19 protein-coding genes are annotated in these 20,724 nt (G+C 32.3%); 8 read left to right on the top strand and 11 right to left on the bottom strand.

Features of this window, described 5'->3' with window-relative positions; translation table 11 throughout:
- Nucleotides 1–29 precede the first annotated feature (29 nt).
- The gene (locus LPC23_RS08405; protein ID WP_229329518.1) at nt 30–593 is read left to right on the top strand and encodes a 1-acyl-sn-glycerol-3-phosphate acyltransferase; all 564 of its coding nucleotides are present in this window, start codon (nt 30–32) and stop codon (nt 591–593) included.
- Here the strand turns inward: LPC23_RS08405 and LPC23_RS08400 are convergent.
- Nucleotides 590–1,015 (bottom strand): helix-turn-helix domain-containing protein, encoded by a 426-nt coding sequence (locus tag LPC23_RS08400; protein WP_229329516.1) that lies wholly within the window; start codon nt 1,013–1,015, stop codon nt 590–592. The two genes, LPC23_RS08405 and LPC23_RS08400, sit on opposite strands and share 4 nt — an antisense overlap.
- 314 nt (nt 1,016–1,329) lie before the next feature.
- Here LPC23_RS08400 and LPC23_RS08395 point away from each other — a divergent pair, with 314 nt between their 5' ends.
- The 4 genes from LPC23_RS08395 to LPC23_RS08380 all read left to right on the top strand — a co-directional run bounded on the left by LPC23_RS08395 (nt 1,330) and on the right by LPC23_RS08380 (nt 6,232).
- The gene (locus LPC23_RS08395) at nt 1,330–2,481 is read left to right on the top strand and encodes a M14 family metallopeptidase (RefSeq protein ID WP_229329514.1); all 1,152 of its coding nucleotides are present in this window, start codon (nt 1,330–1,332) and stop codon (nt 2,479–2,481) included.
- Between the two features lie 44 nt (nt 2,482–2,525).
- Nucleotides 2,526–3,005, top strand: coding sequence for an Lrp/AsnC family transcriptional regulator (locus LPC23_RS08390; protein ID WP_072943262.1), 480 nt, complete (start codon nt 2,526–2,528; stop codon nt 3,003–3,005).
- 117 nt (nt 3,006–3,122) lie between these two features.
- Nucleotides 3,123–5,708: a phosphoenolpyruvate carboxylase gene (locus LPC23_RS08385; RefSeq protein WP_229329512.1), complete on the top strand. Its 2,586-nt coding sequence runs from the start codon at nt 3,123–3,125 to the stop codon at nt 5,706–5,708.
- An 8-nt stretch (nt 5,709–5,716) separates the two neighbouring features.
- Complete coding sequence (locus LPC23_RS08380; RefSeq protein ID WP_229329510.1) at nt 5,717–6,232, top strand: DinB family protein; 516 nt, start codon at nt 5,717–5,719, stop codon at nt 6,230–6,232.
- A gap of 58 nt (nt 6,233–6,290) precedes the next feature.
- On the opposite strand, the gene LPC23_RS08375 is transcribed toward LPC23_RS08380, so the two are convergent.
- The 4 genes from LPC23_RS08375 to aroB form a co-directional block, all read right to left on the bottom strand.
- A complete protein-coding gene (locus tag LPC23_RS08375; RefSeq protein WP_229324579.1) occupies nt 6,291–6,677 on the bottom strand; it encodes a DNA primase in 387 nt (128 codons plus the stop codon).
- A gap of 13 nt (nt 6,678–6,690) precedes the next feature.
- The gene (locus tag LPC23_RS08370; RefSeq protein WP_229324577.1) at nt 6,691–7,662 is read right to left on the bottom strand and encodes a deoxyhypusine synthase family protein; all 972 of its coding nucleotides are present in this window, start codon (nt 7,660–7,662) and stop codon (nt 6,691–6,693) included.
- A 77-nt stretch (nt 7,663–7,739) separates the two neighbouring features.
- Nucleotides 7,740–9,137, bottom strand: a complete 1,398-nt coding sequence (locus LPC23_RS08365) for a type III PLP-dependent enzyme domain-containing protein (RefSeq protein WP_229324575.1) — start codon at nt 9,135–9,137, stop codon at nt 7,740–7,742.
- 294 nt (nt 9,138–9,431) lie between these two features.
- Nucleotides 9,432–10,499: a 3-dehydroquinate synthase gene (gene aroB / locus LPC23_RS08360; protein ID WP_229329508.1), complete on the bottom strand. Its 1,068-nt coding sequence runs from the start codon at nt 10,497–10,499 to the stop codon at nt 9,432–9,434.
- Between the two features lie 91 nt (nt 10,500–10,590).
- Between aroB and LPC23_RS08355 the strand changes: the two genes are divergently transcribed.
- On the top strand, nt 10,591–11,760 hold the full coding sequence (locus LPC23_RS08355; RefSeq protein ID WP_229329506.1) for a proline dehydrogenase family protein: 1,170 nt from the start codon (nt 10,591–10,593) through the stop codon (nt 11,758–11,760).
- Nucleotides 11,761–11,794: 34 nt separating this feature from the next.
- On the opposite strand, the gene LPC23_RS08350 is transcribed toward LPC23_RS08355, so the two are convergent.
- A complete protein-coding gene (locus LPC23_RS08350) occupies nt 11,795–13,582 on the bottom strand; it encodes an ABC transporter ATP-binding protein (RefSeq protein ID WP_229329505.1) in 1,788 nt (595 codons plus the stop codon).
- Between the two features lie 118 nt (nt 13,583–13,700).
- Between LPC23_RS08350 and LPC23_RS08345 the strand changes: the two genes are divergently transcribed.
- Nucleotides 13,701–14,858, top strand: coding sequence for a serine hydrolase (locus LPC23_RS08345; protein WP_229329504.1), 1,158 nt, complete (start codon nt 13,701–13,703; stop codon nt 14,856–14,858).
- Here the strand turns inward: LPC23_RS08345 and LPC23_RS08340 are convergent.
- From LPC23_RS08340 to LPC23_RS08320, 5 genes are all read right to left on the bottom strand, one after another.
- Nucleotides 14,839–15,687, bottom strand: coding sequence for a substrate-binding domain-containing protein (locus LPC23_RS08340; protein ID WP_229329503.1), 849 nt, complete (start codon nt 15,685–15,687; stop codon nt 14,839–14,841). The two genes, LPC23_RS08345 and LPC23_RS08340, sit on opposite strands and share 20 nt — an antisense overlap.
- 5 nt (nt 15,688–15,692) lie before the next feature.
- Nucleotides 15,693–16,559, bottom strand: coding sequence for a nucleoside phosphorylase (locus tag LPC23_RS08335; protein WP_229329502.1), 867 nt, complete (start codon nt 16,557–16,559; stop codon nt 15,693–15,695).
- Between the two features lie 72 nt (nt 16,560–16,631).
- Nucleotides 16,632–16,964, bottom strand: coding sequence for a translation initiation factor (locus LPC23_RS08330; RefSeq protein ID WP_229329501.1), 333 nt, complete (start codon nt 16,962–16,964; stop codon nt 16,632–16,634).
- Between the two features lie 99 nt (nt 16,965–17,063).
- Entirely contained in the window at nt 17,064–17,468 is a 405-nt protein-coding gene (locus tag LPC23_RS08325) for a GxxExxY protein (RefSeq protein ID WP_229329500.1), read from the bottom strand.
- A gap of 166 nt (nt 17,469–17,634) precedes the next feature.
- Nucleotides 17,635–18,588 (bottom strand): isopenicillin N synthase family dioxygenase, encoded by a 954-nt coding sequence (locus LPC23_RS08320; RefSeq protein WP_229329499.1) that lies wholly within the window; start codon nt 18,586–18,588, stop codon nt 17,635–17,637.
- Between the two features lie 152 nt (nt 18,589–18,740).
- Here LPC23_RS08320 and LPC23_RS08315 point away from each other — a divergent pair, with 152 nt between their 5' ends.
- Nucleotides 18,741–20,717 carry an alpha-ketoacid dehydrogenase subunit alpha/beta gene (locus LPC23_RS08315; RefSeq protein ID WP_229329498.1) on the top strand — a complete coding sequence of 659 codons (1,977 nt, stop codon included), beginning with the start codon at nt 18,741–18,743 and terminating at the stop codon, nt 20,715–20,717.
- The last annotated feature ends 7 nt before the right edge of the window (nt 20,718–20,724 follow it).

Below are 20,724 nucleotides of genomic sequence, written 5' to 3'. Positions count from 1 at the left end.
TTGTTTTATTTGCACTAAATAGCAAAAGAATGAAAGCACAATTATATAAATGGATTTTTTTTAAAATCATGGGTTGGAAGATTGTTGGATCAATCAACCCTGAAATAAAAAAATGTGTAATGATGGTTTTGCCGCACACAAGTGCACATGACTTTTATTTAGGAATTTTTACAAGAGGAATTGTAGGCCTTGAAATGAATTTTGTAGCTAAAAAAGAATTGTTTCGCTTTCCTTTCTTCGGGGCTTATTTTAAATATATGGGCGGTGCTCCATTAGATCGTTCTGGCGGATTGAATAAAGTAGATTCGATTGCTGCTATTTTCGACACCAAAGAGACGTTTCGTTTAGCGGTAGCTCCTGAAGGGACACGTAATTATGTAAGCGAATTAAAAACTGGTTTTTATTACATCGCATTAAAAGCTAATGTTCCAATACTACCTGTTGCTTTTGATTTTGGTAATAAAGAAGTAAAGCTAGGTCTTCCGTTTCAACCTACAGGAAATTACGAAGCTGATTTAGCATTTCTAAAGAATCATTTTATTGGTGTAAAAGGTAAAGTACCAAGTAAAGGATTTTATGTGCCTGCAAACTAATTGCCTTTGTATTCTTTAAAACTTCCGTCAGAATAGAAGAAAACGATTTTTTCTACTAAGACAGTCTCTTTATTTAAAGTCTCAGATGGGATTGTATTTTGAGACGGTTTTGAGTCAGAAAACAAACTAACCTCTTTATTGTAAGAAATCGATGGAAGAGGAGTAGGCACTTCTGTTGATGGTAGGCTATCTAATGTCTTCGGAAATATCCCTTTTCCATTTAATATCCAATACAAATCTACTTCTGGGAAAACCTCTAAAATTTTAAGGATAAAATCCAAACTTGGTTTGTTACGTCCAGATAGGAGGTGAGACATACTAGAGCGTTGTACGCCAATTTTATCTGCAAATGCTGAAGCATTCAAGTTGTAGTATTCCAATACATTTTCTAATCTCTTTACAAAATCGTCCGTGTTTACCATGGTAGTATTTAGTTTAGATTTAATTTGTTTACAAATGTAATTAATTATTAGTTACGAAGGGCTATAACTGTAACTACAGGCTTGAAAAAGCAGTTATTAAATTCAGATTTTAATACAAATAACGCTATTTAAAATACTGATTATAAGAAAATTAAATTAAAAAACAATTACGGTTTACAAATAACAACAATTATTTGAAATTTGACCTACATACAATCCCTTTTTTTGTTTACAAAGTTGAATTAAGCATGGTAAATATAGTTTACAATTGTAAAAATAAAGATGTTTACTTTTGTAAAATCAAACAGTATAGCATGGATTTAGAATTAGTATTTGCAAAATATAAAGAACAAACCATTCAAGGTAGGTATATTACTTTAGATCATATTGAGCCAATTTTACATCGTTTAAATACGAATAATCAATTACAAATTATTGGTAAATCCGTTCAAGGAAAATCGATTTATAGTTATCAAATTGGTTCTGGTCCGATTAAAATTTTGCTTTGGTCACAAATGCATGGTGATGAAAGTTCGACAACAAAGGCTTCCTTTGACTGTTTTAACTTTTTTGAAGGCAATTCGAATGAAGCGGAATTGTTTTTGAAAAAATTTACTTTACTCTGGATTCCAATGTTGAATCCGGATGGGGCAAAATTGTACACTAGAGAGAATGCAAATTCAATAGACTTAAATAGAGATTCGCAAGATTTGTCTCAACCTGAAAGCCAAGTTCTACGATCTGTTTTTAACTCATTTAAACCTGATTTTTGCTTCAATTTGCATGATCAAAGAACAATATATAGCGTTGGTCAAACTAATAAGCCAGCTACTTTATCCTTTTTAGCTCCAGCTTATAACCAAGAACGTGAAATTAATTCTTCTAGACTGAAAGCGATTAATCTAATTGCAGGTATCAATGAAGTTTTACAAAAGTATATTCCAGGGCAAATAGGAAGATTTGATGATTCGTTTAATTTTAATTGTGTTGGAGATACATTTCAATTTTTTGGAGTGCCAACCGTACTTTTTGAAGGAGGTCATTATCAAAATGATTACGACAGAGAGATGACTAGGAAATTTTTGTTTTTTTCTATGATCACCGCATTTAAGCTAATTTACGAAAACGATATAGTTGATAATAGAATTGATAAATATTTGAATATTTCACAAAATAATCCCGTTTTTTGTGATTTATTGTATAAAAATATCAAAATTAATTATGATGGTAAAGAAAAAATCATCAATTTTGCATCTCAGTATAAAGAAGAAATAATCGACGGTAAAATTGTTTTCAATGCTTACATTGTTCAAATTGACGCTTTAGATTGCCTTTTTGGTCACTATGAATATGACGCAAAAGGGGCTTTATATTCTGATGAATATGGGAATTTACCAAGATTGGATCAACCGGCTAATTTCTTTTTAGGAAATTTTCAGTTTGAAAATGGATTGATTAAGTCTTAAACTAGCCCCATTTCAAGGTAGTTATTAACTTTAATTTTTTTATTATGAGTAAGTTTCGTTTAGATGAAGTAGATCACCAGATTTTAGATATGTTAATCGACAATACTAGAGTCCCTTTTACAGATATTGCTAAGAAGTTATTAATTTCAGCAGGAACGGTTCATGTACGCGTAAAAAAAATGGAAGATGCTGGGATTATTATGGGTTCTTCTTTAGTTCTTGATTATGATAAATTAGGTTATTCATTTATTGCATATGTAGGTGTTTTTCTTAATAATACCTCTCAAACTAAATTTGTTCTAGAACGTATAAATGAAATACCTTTCGTAACTGTAGCTTCAGTTACTACAGGAAAATTTAATATTTTTTGTAAAATTAGAGCTAAAGATACAAAGCATGCTAAAGATGTTATCTTCATGATTGATGATATTGATGGGGTATACAGAACCGAGACAATGATTTCATTAGAAGAAAGTATTAACGATAAAAAACGTTTAATGCATACCATTTTTAAAAACATGTAATTCTTGATGATATAGTATACTATAACCTCAAGTTACTCTTGGGGTTTTTTTATGCCAATTTATCATTTATATATCGCTAACTACAACAACTAACTACAACAACAACTTTTTTAACTTATGTATACGCTTCCAAAAATAGAACGTTTCAACCAAGATGTTCTCTCAAAGTACAATATTTATAATAGTGTCTTTATAACGCTTCCTTTTGACTCTATAGACAATACAGGAGTGTTATTGCCTTTGTTCACGGATGTTTGTGAATCGGGATTTAAAAAACAAGAAACTCCAGTTGAGATTGTGAATTTTTTTTCAAAGAAATATTTGCATACCGATTCTGAAACAAACAAAATTGATTTGATGTTTCGATTTATTCAATACATCGAACGTCAAATTGTTCTTTTTGATGCCATAGAAGATGCAGCCTTTTCAAAAGTAAATAACATGGAAGGAAGAGGTTCTCTTCGTGATATTAAAGAAAAAGCAGACAATACTAATAACCAAGCAGAATTAACCGAGTTTTTAGAGAATTTTAATGTCCGAACTGTTTTAACTGCACATCCGACACAGTTTTATCCTGGAGCTGTTCTTGGTATTATTAATGATTTAACGGAAGCTATTCGATCTAATAACTTGTTAGCGATTAAGCAATTATTAGCTCAGTTAGGTAAAACGCCTTTTATTCAAAATGAAAAACCCAATCCCTATGATGAAGCAGTAAGCTTGATTTGGTACCTAGAAAATGTGTTTTATGAAACTGCGGGTGAAATGGTGCATTATTTAGAGAAGAATTTATTTAATGGAAATTCGATTAACAATCCACTTATTAAATTGGGTTTTTGGCCTGGAGGAGATCGTGATGGAAATCCGTTTGTAACGACTGAAATTACATTAAAAGTTGCTGATCGCTTGCGAACTTCTATTTTGAAATGTTACTATATTGAAATCAGAAATTTAAAGAGAAAATTAACGTTTGCCGGGGTTGATACTTTAGTCACTGAATTAGAACAAAAATTATATCGTTCGGTTTTTTACTCCAAAGGAGAGCTATTTATAACTCTTGATGAGTTCAAAACTCAGCTAAATAAAATACGATTAATTGTTATTGAACAACATCAATCGTTATATTTGGATCTATTGGATGCGCTATTGATAAAAGTGAATTTATTTGGATTTCATTTTGCTACATTAGATATTCGTCAAAACAGTAAAATTCATAATTCAGTCTTTAAAGATATAGTGAGTTATTATTTAAAATCGGATTCATCTGTTTTTCCAAGCAATTATTTTGAACTTTCAGAGAATGAAAAATTCGAAGTATTATCCAATGTATCAGGAGATTTAAATCCAGCTGAATTTGCAAATGAAATGACAAATTCAACTTTGGGTTCAATTCAAGCCATGAAAACCATTCAGAATAATAATGGTGAGTTTGGTTCAAATCGTTACATTATTAGTAACAATGAAAGTGCATTAAATGTAATGGAAACTTTCGCCTTATTTAAACTGAGTAATTGGACTAATCCAACGGTAGATATAATTCCTTTATTTGAATCGGTTGATGATTTACAAAATGCCCATGAAATCATGGAAAAATTGTATGCTAATCCAGCCTATGCTCAACACTTAAAAAATAGAAATAATAAACAAACAATCATGTTGGGTTTCTCTGACGGAACCAAAGATGGAGGTTATTTAATGGCAAATTGGAGTATTTATAAAGCTAAAGAATCATTAACTGAAATCTCAAGACAATACGGAATTAAAGCGATTTTCTTTGACGGTAGAGGTGGTCCTCCAGCTCGTGGCGGAGGTAAAACACATAAATTTTATGCCTCACTAGGTCCAAAAATTGAAAATAACGAAATCCAAGTTACCGTTCAAGGTCAAACCATTAGTTCTAACTTTGGTACCTTAGATTCTTGCCGTTATAATTTAGAGAATTTGCTAAGTGCAGGAGTTACTAATCAGGTTTTTGCAAAAGGAAGAAATGAATTAACCATTGATGAAAAAGTTATTTTAGATCAATTGGCAGAATTAGGGTATAAAAAGTATTTAAGTTTCAAAAACCACCCTAAATTTATTCCGTATTTAGAAAAAATGAGTACGCTAAAGTATTATGCAAAAACTAATATTGGTAGTCGACCATCTAAAAGAAGTAAATCCGAATCATTAGATTTTGCCGACTTACGAGCGATACCGTTTGTGGGTTCGTGGAGTCAGTTAAAGCAAAATGTTCCAGGTTTTTTTGGAGTAGGTACGGCTTTAAAACATTTTGAAGATACCAATCAATGGGATAAAGTTCAAGATCTGTATGATGACTCGCTATTCTTTAAAACACTTTTAGAAAATAGTATGATGTCATTGGCTAAATCATTCTTTCCTTTGACAGCTTATATGAGTAAAGATCCTGAGTATGGCGATTTTTGGAAAATTATTTATAATGAATTTTTAGAAACAAAACGATTATTGTTAAAAATTGCCGGACATAAAGAGTTGATGGAAAATTATCCTGATGGTAAAGCTTCTATTGATGTAAGAGAACGTATTGTATTGCCATTGTTAACAATACAACAATATGGATTAACTCGAATTAATGAGTTGTTGAAAGAGAAAAATCCGGATGAGAAATTAATCAAGGTGTATGAAAAAATTGTAACTCGATCTCTTTTTGGAAACACCAATGCTAGTAGAAACTCAGCTTAAATTATAGTATGAAAACAAGTCAATTAGTAGAAAACGAATACCCTGTCTATTGCGAAACCTATTTTAAGGCAGCTGGTGAAGTAGTTTTAATAGAAGAATTAGAAATCTGTTTGCATGATTTTATTCGGTTTGTTCAAAATTTATCAATGGATAAATTTGATTATCGTTATGCCGAGGGGAAATGGACAATTAAAGAGATTATTCAGCACATTATTGATACGGAGCGAATTTTAGCGTATCGTGCTTTACGGATTTCTAGAAATGATAGTACACCCTTACCAGGTTTTGACGAAAATAGTTATGCAGCGAACACTCCAGCAAATACAAGAAGCCTTCAAGATTTATTAACAGAGTTGTCTGCAGTACGCCATTCTAATTTGTTGCTATTTAAAAGTTTTTCTGAGGAACAGCTTTTAAGCAAAGGAATTGCATCAGATCAACCTATCTCTGTTCGTGCTATTGGTTTTATGATTATTGGACATCAGAAACACCATCAGAATGTATTTTTGGAAAAGTATTTATAATTTCAATAAAAAAGGCTACTAATTTCAATTTAGTAGCCTTTTTTATTTGAATTAACTTTTAATCTTCATCATCTTCTTCTAGGTCTTCATCATGATTTCCTCCCTCTTCATCTTCACCCTCATTATCTAGATTGTCTAGATTTTCATCTTCAGACTCGTCTTCAGTATCATCTACTTCCAATTCGAGTTCTTTGATAGGTTCTACTTCAACATTGAGAATTTCATCATCCTCATCGTAGTTCTCAATTCGGTCAGAAAGTTTCGTACTCACTTTTACTAAATAAATAGTATCATCAGTGCGAACCTCAACGGCTTCAATTAATTCGTTTTTTGCATTTCTAAAACGGATAATGTCTGAATCATCATAACCATCAGGAAATTTTTCAACTAATAAGTTTAAGATTTCATTGGTAAGTTTAGCGTAGTCAACAATTACTCTTTTCATACGGGGGTCTATTCTATAAGTCTAATAAATAAGCAAAAATTAATGGAGCTACAATTGTAGCGTCTGATTCAATAATGAACTTGGGAGTTTTAATGTCTAATTTGCCCCAAGTTATTTTCTCGTTTGGAACTGCTCCTGAATAGGAACCATAACTAGTTGTCGAATCTGAAATTTGGCAGAAATAACTCCAAAAAGGAACGTCATGCATTTCCATATCTTGGTATAACATCGGAACCACACAGATAGGGAAATCTCCTGCGATACCTCCTCCAATTTGGAAAAATCCAATTCCGTTAGAACTATTCTTTGGATACCAATCAGCTAAGAAAGTCATGTATTCAATACCTGATTTCATAGTTGAAGCTTTTAAGTCTCCTTTAATTACATAGGAAGCAAAAATATTACCCATAGTACTATCTTCCCAACCTGGTACAATTATAGGTAAGTTTTTCTCTGCCGCTGCATACATCCAACTATCTTTTAAGTCAATTTCATAATATTCCTCAAGAACACCTGAAAGTAACATTTTGTACATGAACTCATGAGGAAAATAACGTTCTCCTTTATCATCAGCGTCTTTCCAAATTTTATAAATATGTTTTTGTAAGCGACGGAAAGCTTCATGTTCAGGAATACATGTATCCGTTACACGATTTAATCCACGCTCTAACAAATCCCACTCATCTTGTGGAGTCAAATCACGATAATTAGGTACTCTTTCGTAATGTGAATGTGCAACTAAGTTCATGATGTCTTCTTCAAGATTAGCTCCTGTACATGAAATAATTTGCACTTTATCTTGGCGAATAATCTCTGCAAATATTTTACCAATCTCTGCAGTACTCATAGCTCCAGCCATACTCACCATCATTTTGGCACCGTTTGCCAATTGTTGCTCATAGGCTTTTGCTGCATCAACTAAAGATGCTGAATTGAAATGCAGGTAGTGTTTTTCAATAAATTGACTAATCGGTCCTTTACTCATTTTTATTTTTTATTAATTCTGAAATATGGCTACGAAAGTAGGGTATAATTCTATTTCTTGAAAGATAAATTTTGGAATTATTTTTTGTATCCTAAAATTTTTAAAACATCATCAGAAGTTTGCTGTTCTGAGTAAACTTCAGTTGCTAAAATTCCGTTTTCATCTCTATCTATCAAAATATGTTTAGGTTGTGGAATCAAACAATGGTGCAATCCTCCGTAACCTCCAATAGTCTCTTGGTATGCACCTGTGTTGAAAAAACCAATGTAAAGCGGTTTTTCTTTATTGTATTTTGGCAAATAGATGGCATTCATATTTTGCTCTGAGTTGTAATAGTCATCACTATCACAAGTTAAACCACCTAATAAAACTCTTTCATACGTATCATTCCAACGATTGACAGCTAACATAATGAAACGTTTGTTGATGGCCCAAGTATCCGGTAGTGTAGTAATGAAAGAAGAATCAATCATATTCCATTTCTCTCTATCGTTTTGTTGTTTTTGATACAAAATTTGGTAAATCGCACCACCACTTTCACCTACAGTAAACGAACCGAATTCAGTAAATATATTTGGAACCGCCACTTCAGCTTCGTCACAAGCAATTTTAATTTGATTGATAATTTCGTCAATCATGTATTGATAATCGTATTCAAAGGTTAATGAATTTTTGATAGGAAAACCACCACCAATATTTAATCCATCAAGAGTAGGACACTCCTTTTTTAGAGCTACATAAACTTTGATACATTTTACTAATTCATTCCAATAATAAGCATTGTCATTGATGCCTGTATTAATAAAAAAGTGTAACATTTTAAGTTCCAATTTTTTATTTTCTTTTATCTCTTTTTTGTAAAAAGGGACAATGTTCTTGTAACCTATACCTAAACGAGAAGTGTAGAACTCAAATTTTGGTTCTTCTTCAGCTGCAATACGAATTCCAATTTTGAATTTCCCTTTAATTTGGGCTTGTAGCAAATCCAATTCCTCGAAGTTGTCAATAATTGGAATAGTATTTTTATGACCTGTATTGATTAAACGCGCGATATTAGAAACATATTCATCTCTTTTAAAACCATTGCATATCACATAAGTACTCTTGTTGATTTTACCGTTTTCTAAAAGATTTTCAACGATATTAATATCAAAAGCAGAAGAGGTTTCAATATGAATATTGTTTTTAAAAGCTTCGTTCATAATGTATTCAAAATGAGAGCTTTTAGTACAATAACAATAAAAATATTTTGCATCGTACTTATTTTTTTCCATTGATTTTCTAAACCAAGACTTCGCCTTGTTGATGTTATTAGAAATTTGAGGGAGATAAGTAAATTTAAGTGGAGTTCCGTATTGTTCCACTAATTTCATCAAATCAATATTGTGAAATTGAAGGTTGTCTTTGTTTAAAGTAAACTCTTCTTGTGGGAAATAATAGGTTTGGTTTATTAAGTCGGAATATTTTGTATTCATTGCTATATCAGAATTTTTAGATTTAAAAAAAGTTTAAACTTGGATTAAATTAAAATTCAAACTCTAATATTAGCATATACAATTTGTAGTTTTTCATTTTCAGCTTTTAAGAACTGAAAAATATCAAAACTAAAACTTCCTTTGATCACAAATACACTTTTGCATAACCCAAAAAAGGACTGGCTACTATTGTTGCTATCCTGATTAAAGTATGTTGTATTTTGAGTTGTTTTCATTGTGGCAAATGTAAAAAAATATACATACGAAATGCAATCCTTTTATGTAAATAAATAATTATGATTTATAGTCCAAAAAAGCACTAATAATCAATTCATTTTCAACTAATTGATTGATTTTTATTGCTCCAATACCATCAATTAAAGCGAATTGTACAGTGCCATATTCATTTTTCTTGTCGTGAATTAATAAATCCATAATGGGTTGTAGGTCATTTTCTTCAATTTGAACCGGATCGTATATCGCTTTTATTGCTATTTTAATTTGGCGGTATTCTAGTTCAGTGATTAATTCTTTTTGCCAAGAAATATAACTTTCTAAAATCATACCCGCTGCAATCGCCTCGCCATGAAGTAGTGTTTTTTTGTTTTCGTTTTCCAAAAAGTAACTTTCAATAGCATGTCCTAAAGTATGCCCAAAATTTAATGCTTTACGAATATGTTTCTCCGTTGGATCTTGCATTACGATTTCGTTTTTGATCACGACAGAACGGTGAATTAGTATATCTAAATCAGAAAAATCAATAGTACTAATATCAAGAAATTGTTCCCAATAGTTTTTATCAAAAATTAATCCGTGTTTAAGCATTTCAGCCAACCCAGAACGCATCTCGTTTTGAGGCACTGTAGCTAGATATTGAGTGTCAATTAATACCATAACAGGAACATTAATTACTCCAATTTGGTTTTTTAAATTCCCTAGATCAACGCCTGTTTTACCGCCTACAGATGCGTCAACCATCGAAAGAAGTGTAGTTGGGATATTAATAAAATCAACCCCTCTTTTAAAAGTGGAAGCAACAAATCCGCCTAAATCAGTTACAACCCCACCACCTAGATTGATGATTAAACTTTTTCTATCCGCACCTAATTCAGTAAGAACATTCCAAATTTCAATACATGTATCTAGATTTTTATTAATCTCTCCTGCTTCGAATTCAATAATTTCAATAGTTAATTCTGTTGCTACATGAGGCAAAAATTCATGCAAACAATATTCATTAGTATTGCTATCTGTGATAATGAATAGGTTAGAATACTTGTTGTTTTGCAAATGCAAATTTAAAGCTTCATAGGCTTTTTCATTGAAATGTACGGGATAATTGTTGGCTTGAATCGTCTGCATTATTCAGAATTTATTGATAACGCAAAATAAGGTATTTTTTGATTAATAGTATTGAAAACTCTCTCTATATTTGTAAAAAATATAACAATTAATGGGAAATATATTCGATAACACACAAGTTGCATTTGCTTTAAAAAGTGATACAGAGTTAGATAGGGCTTATTTTTTATTCAAAATGATTGACAATGAACCACTTGTTCGTATTGGAACAGCGGTTACTAATTTTGCTATCAAAGCTAATCTACCAGTGGAAGGTTTAATTAGAGCAACTGTTTTTGATCATTTTTGTGGAGGTATCAATGAGAATGATTGTTTATCAGTTGTCGATAAAATGTATACCAAAGGTGTTTCTTCGGTATTGGATTACTCAGTTGAAGGTAAAGAAGAGGAGGCGCAGTTTGACGCTGCCTTGGCTATGACCTTGAAAACTATTGAATTTGCCAAAGAACGTCAAGCCATTCCATTTGCTGTTTTTAAGCCAACAGGATTAGGACGATTTGATTTATATGAAAAAGTAGGGTCTAAAGCTACCTTAACATCTTCAGAAAAAGAAGAATGGGATAGAGTTGTGGATCGTTTTGATTTGGTTTGTAAAACCGCTCAATACAAAGACGTTTCCTTGTTAATTGATGCTGAAGAAAGTTGGATGCAAGATGCTGCAGATGATTTGGTTACCCAAATGATGCAAAAGTACAACAAAGAAAAAGCAGTAGTATTTAACACGCTTCAAATGTACCGTTGGGATCGTTTGGATTATTTGAAACAATTACACGAAAAAGCAAAACAAGAAGGTTTCTTCATCGGAATGAAAATAGTGCGTGGTGCTTATATGGAAAAGGAAAATGCTCGTGCAGTAGAGAAGGGGTATCCAACTCCAATTTGTGCTTCAAAAGAAGCCACTGATAAAAATTACGATGCAGCAGTATTGTATATGATAGAACATATTGAAACTATGGCAATTTTTGCTGGAACGCATAATGAATTGAGTTCGTATACTTTAATGAATTTAATGCAGGAAAGAGGAATTAAGACTAATGATGATCGAATTTGGTTCGGACAATTATACGGAATGAGTGATAATATTAGTTACAATTTAGCGGCTCACCGATACAATGTAGCCAAATATTTGCCTTTTGGTCCAGTTAAAGATGTGATGCCTTATTTAATTCGCCGTGCAGAAGAAAACACTTCTGTAGCTGGACAAACGAGTCGCGAATTGTCTATGATAAAAGCGGAGCGAAGTCGAAGAAAAAGTTCATAATTAAAAAACGCCATTCAACAGAATGGCGTTTTTTTTATGAATTACTAAATTGAAGATTACTTAAATTTTTATAGATTCCATTATCTAAAGCTATTAACTCTTGATGAGTTCCTTTTTCAGCAATTTTGCCTTTGTCTAATACTAGAATTTGATCTGCTGAACGAATGGTTGATAAACGGTGTGCAATAATGATACTTGTTCTTCCTTCCATCAAAATCTCGAGCGCTTCTTGAACTAATTTTTCACTTTCACTGTCTAATGAAGAAGTGGCTTCGTCTAATATTAATATACTTGGATTTTTCAATAAGGCTCTTGCAATTGCAATACGTTGTCTTTGACCTCCAGATAATTTCACCCCGCGTTCTCCTACTAATGTATCTAACTTTTCAGGAAAGCTTTCTATAAAATTATAAGCATTGGCTTGTTGGGCTGCAGCCAAAATTTCTTCTTCGGTTGCATTAGGTTTACCATAGGCAATGTTCTCACGAATGGTTCCGCCAAACAAAATAACATCTTGAGGAACAATACTCATATTGCCACGTAATTGTTCCAAATCGTAATCGTAAATATTTTTGTTGTCAATTTCGATACTTCCTTCTGCGATAGAATAGAATCGTAATAAAAGGGAAGCTATTGTTGATTTACCAGCACCACTAGGACCTACAATAGCAATTTTTTGTCCAAATTGAGCGGTAAAACTCACGTCTTTTAACACTTCCATTTCTTTTCTAGAAGGATATTTAAAGGCTACATTTTTAAAATTGACATTTCCTTTTATTTTTTCAATGGATTGGTTTGCTGTTGTACCTTGTATTTTTTCTGGAGTTTCGTCTAATAATTCAAAAACACGTTCAGTAGCACCAATTGCTTTCTGAATTTGTGCATACAATTCGGCAATACCACCAAAAGAAGCCCCTACGAAAGTAGAATATAAAACAAACGAGATTAATTGACCTACGCTCATTTCGCCTGCGATGCTTAATTGAACTCCATACCAAACCACGGCCACGATAGCACCAAAAAGGCAAAATATAATGAACGAAGCAAAGTAGCCACGGTATTTACCACCTTTAATCGCAATTTGAATTACTTCTTTTATCTGCGCTTTATATCGAGCAATTTCGTACCATTCGTTAGCAAATGCTTTTACAATACTAATTCCCTGCATAGTTTCTTCAACAATTACTTGGCTTTCAGCTACTTTGTCTTGTACTTTTTTAGAATAACTTCTAATAAATCGACCAAATATAACTGCGGCAACGGCAACCAAAGGAACAACAGAAAGCATTAATAAAGTAAGTTTGAAACTTTCGGTAGCCAATAAAGCAATACCTCCAATTATAAGAATGAATTGTCTTAAAAACTCAGCAATGGTAGACGTTAACGTATCTTGAATTTGGGTAATGTCTGAACTGATTCGGCTATTCAATTCACCTACACGTTTTTGAGAAAAGAATGACATAGGAAGTTTAACCAAATTACTGTATAATGCCAAGCGAAGATTAGCTAAAGTGTTTTCGGTAAAATTGACAAATAAAGACAATCTAAAAAACGAAAAAATAGATTGCATAAACAATATTCCAAGTAAACTCAAAGCTATAAAATTGGCTTGTGCAGTATCTTTATTATTGACACAATCTACGAGTAAGCCCATTAATTTAGGGAAAGCCAAAGCAGAACCACCAGTTAGCAATAAGAAAAATAAACCTACATAAAACTTCCAAAGGTGTTTCCCTGAAAATTGAAATATGAGTTTTGCTTTTTGAAGGGCGCTTAAGGTAATTTTTGATTTTGGCAAATCGTTTTCTTTAAATCGTGGCATAGTTTTTTAATAAGTTCCAAATGTACCATTATCGTTTATCATAGCAAAACAATAATTTATTATGTTTGTTGCTCTGATGAATCAGATTGGATAACAAATAAATCTAATGCTTTAATCTATGAAATCTATTGAATTTACGAATTTCAAATACTTTCTTTTAATACTTCCTATACTTTTTTCTAGTTGTATTGTTTCAAAGAATAGTGTAGAGGATGATCCATTAGATTTGGTTTTGAAATCCAATAATCCAAAAATTAAAGCAGTTATGGATAATGTAAACGAACATGAACTGCAGATTATTTATACCCAAATTAAAAGAGCTTCAGATGGTACAATTTCATTTAAAGATTACCAATACAATGTGAATGCTAAAAATTATTTTTATCCAGCGAGTACTGTTAAGTTTCCAATTGCCGTGTTAGCACTTGAAAAATTAAATTCTATTGCTCCTCTCTCGGATAGTATTAATTTTAGCTACAAACCAAATGGAACCAAAATAAATTTTAAGAAAGAAATTTCAAAACTGTTTGCTTTAAGTGATAATGAGGCAAGTAATAATTTATTGGAATTTATTGGATTTGATTATTTAAACTCTAAAATGCACAACAAAGGTTTGTCACCATTCTCAGTCAGTCACCGATTGTCGGTTGCAAATTCTGGTAACAAACAAACTTCAACCATCTATTTGTTTAAAGGAGATAGCTTAATCGCTGAATTACCTTCAGTAACAGGAAGAAAAGTGGATGCTTTACAGCTGAATTCAATTAAAAAAGGGATTGGTTATATTGAAAATGATGCTCAAGTGATGGGTGCTTTCGATTTTTCTGCAAAAAACTATTTTCCATTAATTACATTGCATAACACTCTTAAACGACTTTTATTTCCTAATGAATTTCAACTTAATGAACGTTTTGATATAAATGATAAAGCCCGTGAATTTATTTTATCTTCTATGCATCAATTACCGAGAGAGCAAGGTTTTGATTCGAAAGAGTTTTACGATAGTTATTGTAAATTCTTAATTTTTGGAGATACAAAGGACAAAATCGATTCTACTATTAAAATTTATAATAAAATTGGTCAGGCTTATGGAACTTTGACCGATTGTGCTTACATCATTGATGAGAAAGCGGGAGTTGAATTCATGGTAACTGCTACATTATTAGTCAATAAAAATAAAATTTTCAATGATGGAATTTACGAATATGAAGAAATCGGAATTCCATTTTTAGCAGAACTAGGAAGACAATTGTATACTAAATCGATTCCCAACTAATTGAATCAGATTTTGAATTTATAATGTTTAATTCTACCAATTGGTTTTGAATACGGTCAAGTAGGACTGCATCTATTTTTTCTTGCGACCATTCGGTTAGCGTTAACCATTCTTTGATGTCTTCAATTTTTTGGTTATAGGTTTTAGCTAATTGCTTATCAATATCAGGAATGGCTTTGAAAATTCGTGTTTTGGTATTAATTATTTCAAGAAGCTTTGTAATTATTTCTGGTTGTTTAGCTAATACTACTTCGCGAACGGCAATAACAAAACAAGGCCAAGGAGTAGGGCAGTCGCCTAAGCGTCTAAAAACGCCTTTATCTACCAATGGTTTTGTCATAAAATGTTCCCACATAAAATAATCGGCTGTTCCATTAGTCAAAGCAGTTACTGCACCATCAATAGTATTGACAATTTCAAATTGCAATTCGTTAGTGTTCCAACCTTGATTTTTGGCATTGACATAAGCCATTAATTGAGAGCCAGAACCAAGACGTGAAATGGCAGCTTTTGTATTTTCTAAATCGGTAAGCGATTGATAATTGGATTGAGCTGCAACATGAATTCCCCAAATTAAAGGTGATTCAACATAAATTTGCACAATCTTAGATGGATTTCCACCAATAATATCTTTGATAATTCCTTCGGTTAAAATTACCGCAATATCAGTACTTCCATCGCGAAGCATTTGACACATTTTTCCAGTTCCTTCAGGCACATTAGTCCATTGTAAATCGATATTTTCCTTTTCAAATTCGCCATTTTCAAGACAAAGATGCCAAGGTAAATTGAAATGTTCTGGAACGCCAACAATTTTTAATGAAGTCATAGTATTTATTGAGCTAATTTATCTAAAGTATAGGCAATCAATTCATCCACTGCTTTGGTAGGATCTTCGCTAAAAGTCCCTGTAGCTCTGTTGGCAATTATCGCATTCAATGACAAAGCATTATGACCTAATAAGGCCGAAAGTCCATATATGGCAGTCGTTTCCATTTCGAGATTGGTAATTCGATTGCCGTTAAATTGAAAATGATCCATTTTAGAATTCAAATCGCTATCCTGAATTGGTAATCGCAAAACACGTCCTTGTGGACCGTAAAATCCACCAACAGTACAAGTAATACCTTTATGCATTTGGTTGCTTTCAATTCTTTTTTTTAAAACTTCAGAACACGCAATCGCACAAGGGCGACCTTTTTGCAGGTTCCATTCGGTTTGAGTAATAAAAGCATCTTCAATGTCTTTATGTGTAACCTTGTCAACTATATACGATCGTAACATATTGTCTAAACCAATTCCGAATTGAGATAATAGAAAACTATCAACTGGGATATCGGCTTGAATTGAACCTGAGGTACCAATTCGGATTATATTTAAAGAAGTTAAGTTTTCCTTAGGTTGACGCGTGTTTAAATCAATATTAACCAAAGCGTCCAATTCGTTCAAGACAATATCAATATTATCGGGACCAATTCCGGTTGAAAGGACTGTTAATCGTTTTCCTTTATAGATTCCTGTTTGGGTTTTGAATTCTCTTTTTTGAATTGAAAATTCGATGCTATCAAAGAATTGTGTAATTTTTTCTACACGATCAGGATCACCTACAAAAATAATATCGTGGGCTATGTTTTCCGGTTTCAGATTCAAGTGATACACACTTCCGTCTGGATTTAATATCAATTCTGATGATGCAATCATTACTTAAAGTTTATGAGGTTTATGAGTGTAAAAGTTTATAGTCTAGTTTTATTACTTAAAATAAACTCTTAATTAGCCTCCTACTCGTTTGGTTTTAAATCCTTTCTCTTGGAGCATTTTCATGATACGATCGCGATAATCCCCTTGAATGATAATCTCACCATCTTTGAATGTTCCGCCCACGGCGAGTTTACTTTTGATTTCTTTGGCTAAAATTTTAAAATCTTCATCAGCACCTTCATAACCTGCAATTATTGTAGTAGGTTTTCCTTTACGCTTTTCGAATTTGCAAATCATAGGCTCAGCTTGAACGAATAATTCATGTTCGTTTTCGAGAGTCTCCTCAGGTTCATTTGAAATTTGATGATCAGGAAATAGGTTTTTTAATTGATCTTGTAGGTCCATTATTTTTATTTTTTAACGCAGATTTGAGAAATTAGATAAATCTGAAAAATCATTTCCTCTCATTTTTTTGAAAGGAGTTTAGGGAAATTTGATAAATCTTTAGTCTTTGTATTTATTGCGTTTTTTTAAATCATTTGTAAAAATCTTTCTTTTAAATTGGGGGTCTTTACCAAAATTCAAGACTAAACCCACTTCACATTCTGTTGCTTTTAAATAGTTAATTAACTGATTCTCGTGAGCTTCGATAAGGTATTCAACACATTTCAATTCAAGAATTACGGATTTGTTAATTATTAAATCGGGGATATAAGTACCAACTACATCATTTTTATAAAAAACTTCTATTTTCTTTTCGTGTTCAACTTCATATCCATTTTTATTCAACTCGATAATCATAGCTCTATGGTACACTTTTTCAAGAAAGCCATAACCTAATTCATTATACACGTTGTAATAAATACCAATTATTGATTTGGTTAATTCTTGGTGGGGGTAGTTTTTCATTTTGATTTGGGAAGTTTTTTTTGGGTATAATCTATTTATTTTAGAATTCGGATTTAAGAAACATATGAATAATAAATTTGACTATTTATTTGACAACACAGATTTTAAAAATTATAGAAATTTCTTCAATCTGTGTTCTAAATAAATTATAAAAATCTGATTAACTCTATTTCTTAATCAATCCTAATTCCACTAATCGTTCATTCAAATATTCGCCAGCTGTAATGTCATCAAATTGTTTTGGATGTGTTGCATCAATGCATTGTTCCAAACAATTCAGCGGCATATCGCTAACAGGATGCATGAAAAACGGAATAGAATAACGAGAAGTTCCCCACAATTCTCTTGGTGGATTTACTACTTGATGAATGGTTGATTTTAATTTGTTGTTGGTATGTCTTGATAACATATCTCCTACGTTAATCATTAACTCGTCAGGCTGTGCCATAGCATCAATCCAATCTCCGTTATGATTTTGTACTTGTAATCCTTTTCCTTGAGCACCCATTAAAAGCGTAATCAAGTTGATGTCTCCATGAGCTGCAGCACGAACTGCACCGTCTTTAGGTTCGTCGGTTATAGGAGGGTAGTGGATTGGTCGAAGAATACTGTTTCCGTCTTTGATAAAATTATCGAAATAAAATTCATCTAACCCTATGTGTAAAGCCAATGCTCTTAAAACATATATACCTGTTTTTTCAAGCATTTGATAAGCTTCTTTTCCAGTTGAATTGAAATTAGCCAATTCGTTAACTGTAACATTTTTAGGATATTCGTTAGCGTACTTTGAATCGTCACTTACGTATTGCCCAAAATGCCAAAACTCTTTTAAATCTCCAGCAGAACGACCTTTAGCATGTTCTTTTCCAAAAGAAACGTAGCCTCTTTGACCTCCAATTCCTGGAATTTCATATTTTGATTTGGTTTCTAGTGGTAACGAAAAGAAACTTCGCACTTCACTGTATAGATTTTCTACTAATTGATCATCTAAAAAATGACCTTTTAGTGCTACGAAGCCAATATCTTCATAGGCTCTTCCGATTTCATTTACAAATCTCTGTTTACGTGTCGGATCATCCGACAGGAAATCACGCAAGTCAACACTAGGAATTTTTTGCATAGTTGTTTTTATAAATAATGTTTTGGTATGACCACTTACATCTACAAATGTAAATAATTATTTGGGATTAAATTTTCTATTTTTTTTGTCTGAATATATTTTTACAACATTAAAATAAAAAAATGTTATAATTTTATAACAAATTTTAAACGATGAAATTTAACAGAGGTACATTAGGAGACAATCAATTACTTGAACTTTACAAAAGTATTCTAAAGCCACGAATGATTGAAGAAAAAATGTTGGTACTCATTCGTCAAGGAAAAGTATCAAAATGGTTTTCAGGAATTGGTCAAGAAGCAATATCTGTAGGAATTACAGCAGCTTTAGATCAAGACGAATACATTCTACCAATGCACAGAAATCTAGGGGTTTTTACCTCACGAAACATCCCCTTGTACCGATTGTTTTCGCAATGGCAAGGAAAAGCAAATGGGTTTACTAAAGGAAGAGATAGAAGTTTTCATTTTGGAAGTCAGCAGTATAAAATTATAGGAATGATATCTCATTTAGGTCCGCAATTAGGAGTTGCTGATGGGATAGCTTTGGCTAATAAATTGTCCAAAAATGGTAAAATTACTGCTGTTTTTACAGGCGAAGGTGCTACTTCAGAAGGTGATTTTCATGAAGCTTTAAATGTTGCATCTGTTTGGGATTTACCCGTTCTTTTTGTAATTGAGAATAATGGATATGGCTTGTCAACACCAACTAATGAGCAATATCGTTGTGAGAATTTAGCCGATAAAGGAATTGGTTACGGAATGGAAAGTTATATTGTAGACGGAAATAATGTACTTGAGGTGTATCATTTAATTTCAGATTTAAAGAAATCAATGGAGACTAATCCTCGTCCAATTCTACTTGAATTTAAGACATTCAGAATGAGAGGACATGAGGAGGCAAGTGGAGTTAAGTATGTCCCGAAAGAATTACTGGATTTATGGGAAGAAAAAGATCCTGTTGAAAATTTTAAAAAGTATTTAATGCAGTTAAATATTTTAACTGAAAGCATTGATTTAGAAATTACATCCCATTTTAAAAAAGAGATTGATGAAAGTTGGGCTATTGTAAATAGCGAACCTGATATAGAGGCATCTTATAGTGATGAGCTAGATGATGTGTATAAAGGGTATGATTTTGAGATAATTAATGCTAATTCAAATGTTTCAAATATACGTTTTATTGATGCGATAAGTAGCAGTCTTAAACAATCTATGCAGCGTCATGATAATCTAGTTATTATGGGGCAAGACATTGCAGAGTACGGTGGGGCATTTAAAATAACAGATGGTTTTGTACCACTTTTTGGAAAAGATAGGGTTCGAAATACCCCAATTTGCGAAAGTATTATTGTCTCTGCTGGAATGGGATTATCTATTAATGGATATAAATCAGTAGTAGAAATGCAGTTTGCTGATTTTGTATCCACAGGATTCAATCCTATAGTCAACTTATTGGCTAAATCACATTATCGTTGGCTTGAAAAAGCTGATGTAGTTATACGAATGCCTTGTGGTGCTGGAACTCAAGCCGGACCTTTTCACTCTCAAACTAATGAAGCTTGGTTTACTAAAACCCCTGGATTAAAAGTAGTTTATCCAGCTTTTCCGTATGACGCAAAGGGGTTATTAAATACTGCTATTAACGATCCAAATCCTGTTTTGTTTTTTGAACACAAGAAATTATATCGTAGCATTTATCAGAATGTACCTGATGAGTATTATACACTACCATTTGGAAAAGCGGCACTTGTGAAAGAAGGAGAAGCGGTAACTATAATTTCTTTTGGCGCTGCTGTTCATTGGGCATTGAAAACATTAGAAAAACACACTGACCTTTCAGTAGATTTGATTGATTTGAGAACGCTTCAACCTCTAGATACTGCAACTATATTTGATTCTGTTAAAAAAACGGGTAAGACAATTATTTACCAAGAAGACTCACTTTTCGGAAGTATTTCAAGTGATATTTCTGCCTTAATTATGGAGAATTGTTTTGAGTATTTAGATGCTCCAGTGGTTAGAGTGGCGAGTTTAGAAAGTCCAATTCCATTCACGAAGGCATTAGAAGATCAATACTTGCCTCTAGGACGATTTGAAAAAGCATTATTAGACTTAATCGCTTATTAATAGACAG

The sequence above is a fragment of the Flavobacterium ammonificans genome, assembly GCF_020885975.1.
Taxonomy (GTDB): Bacteria; Bacteroidota; Bacteroidia; order Flavobacteriales; family Flavobacteriaceae; genus Flavobacterium; species Flavobacterium ammonificans.
The sequence above is the reverse complement of the archived record's forward strand: the minus strand, read 5'-3'. Positions and strand labels throughout refer to the sequence as shown.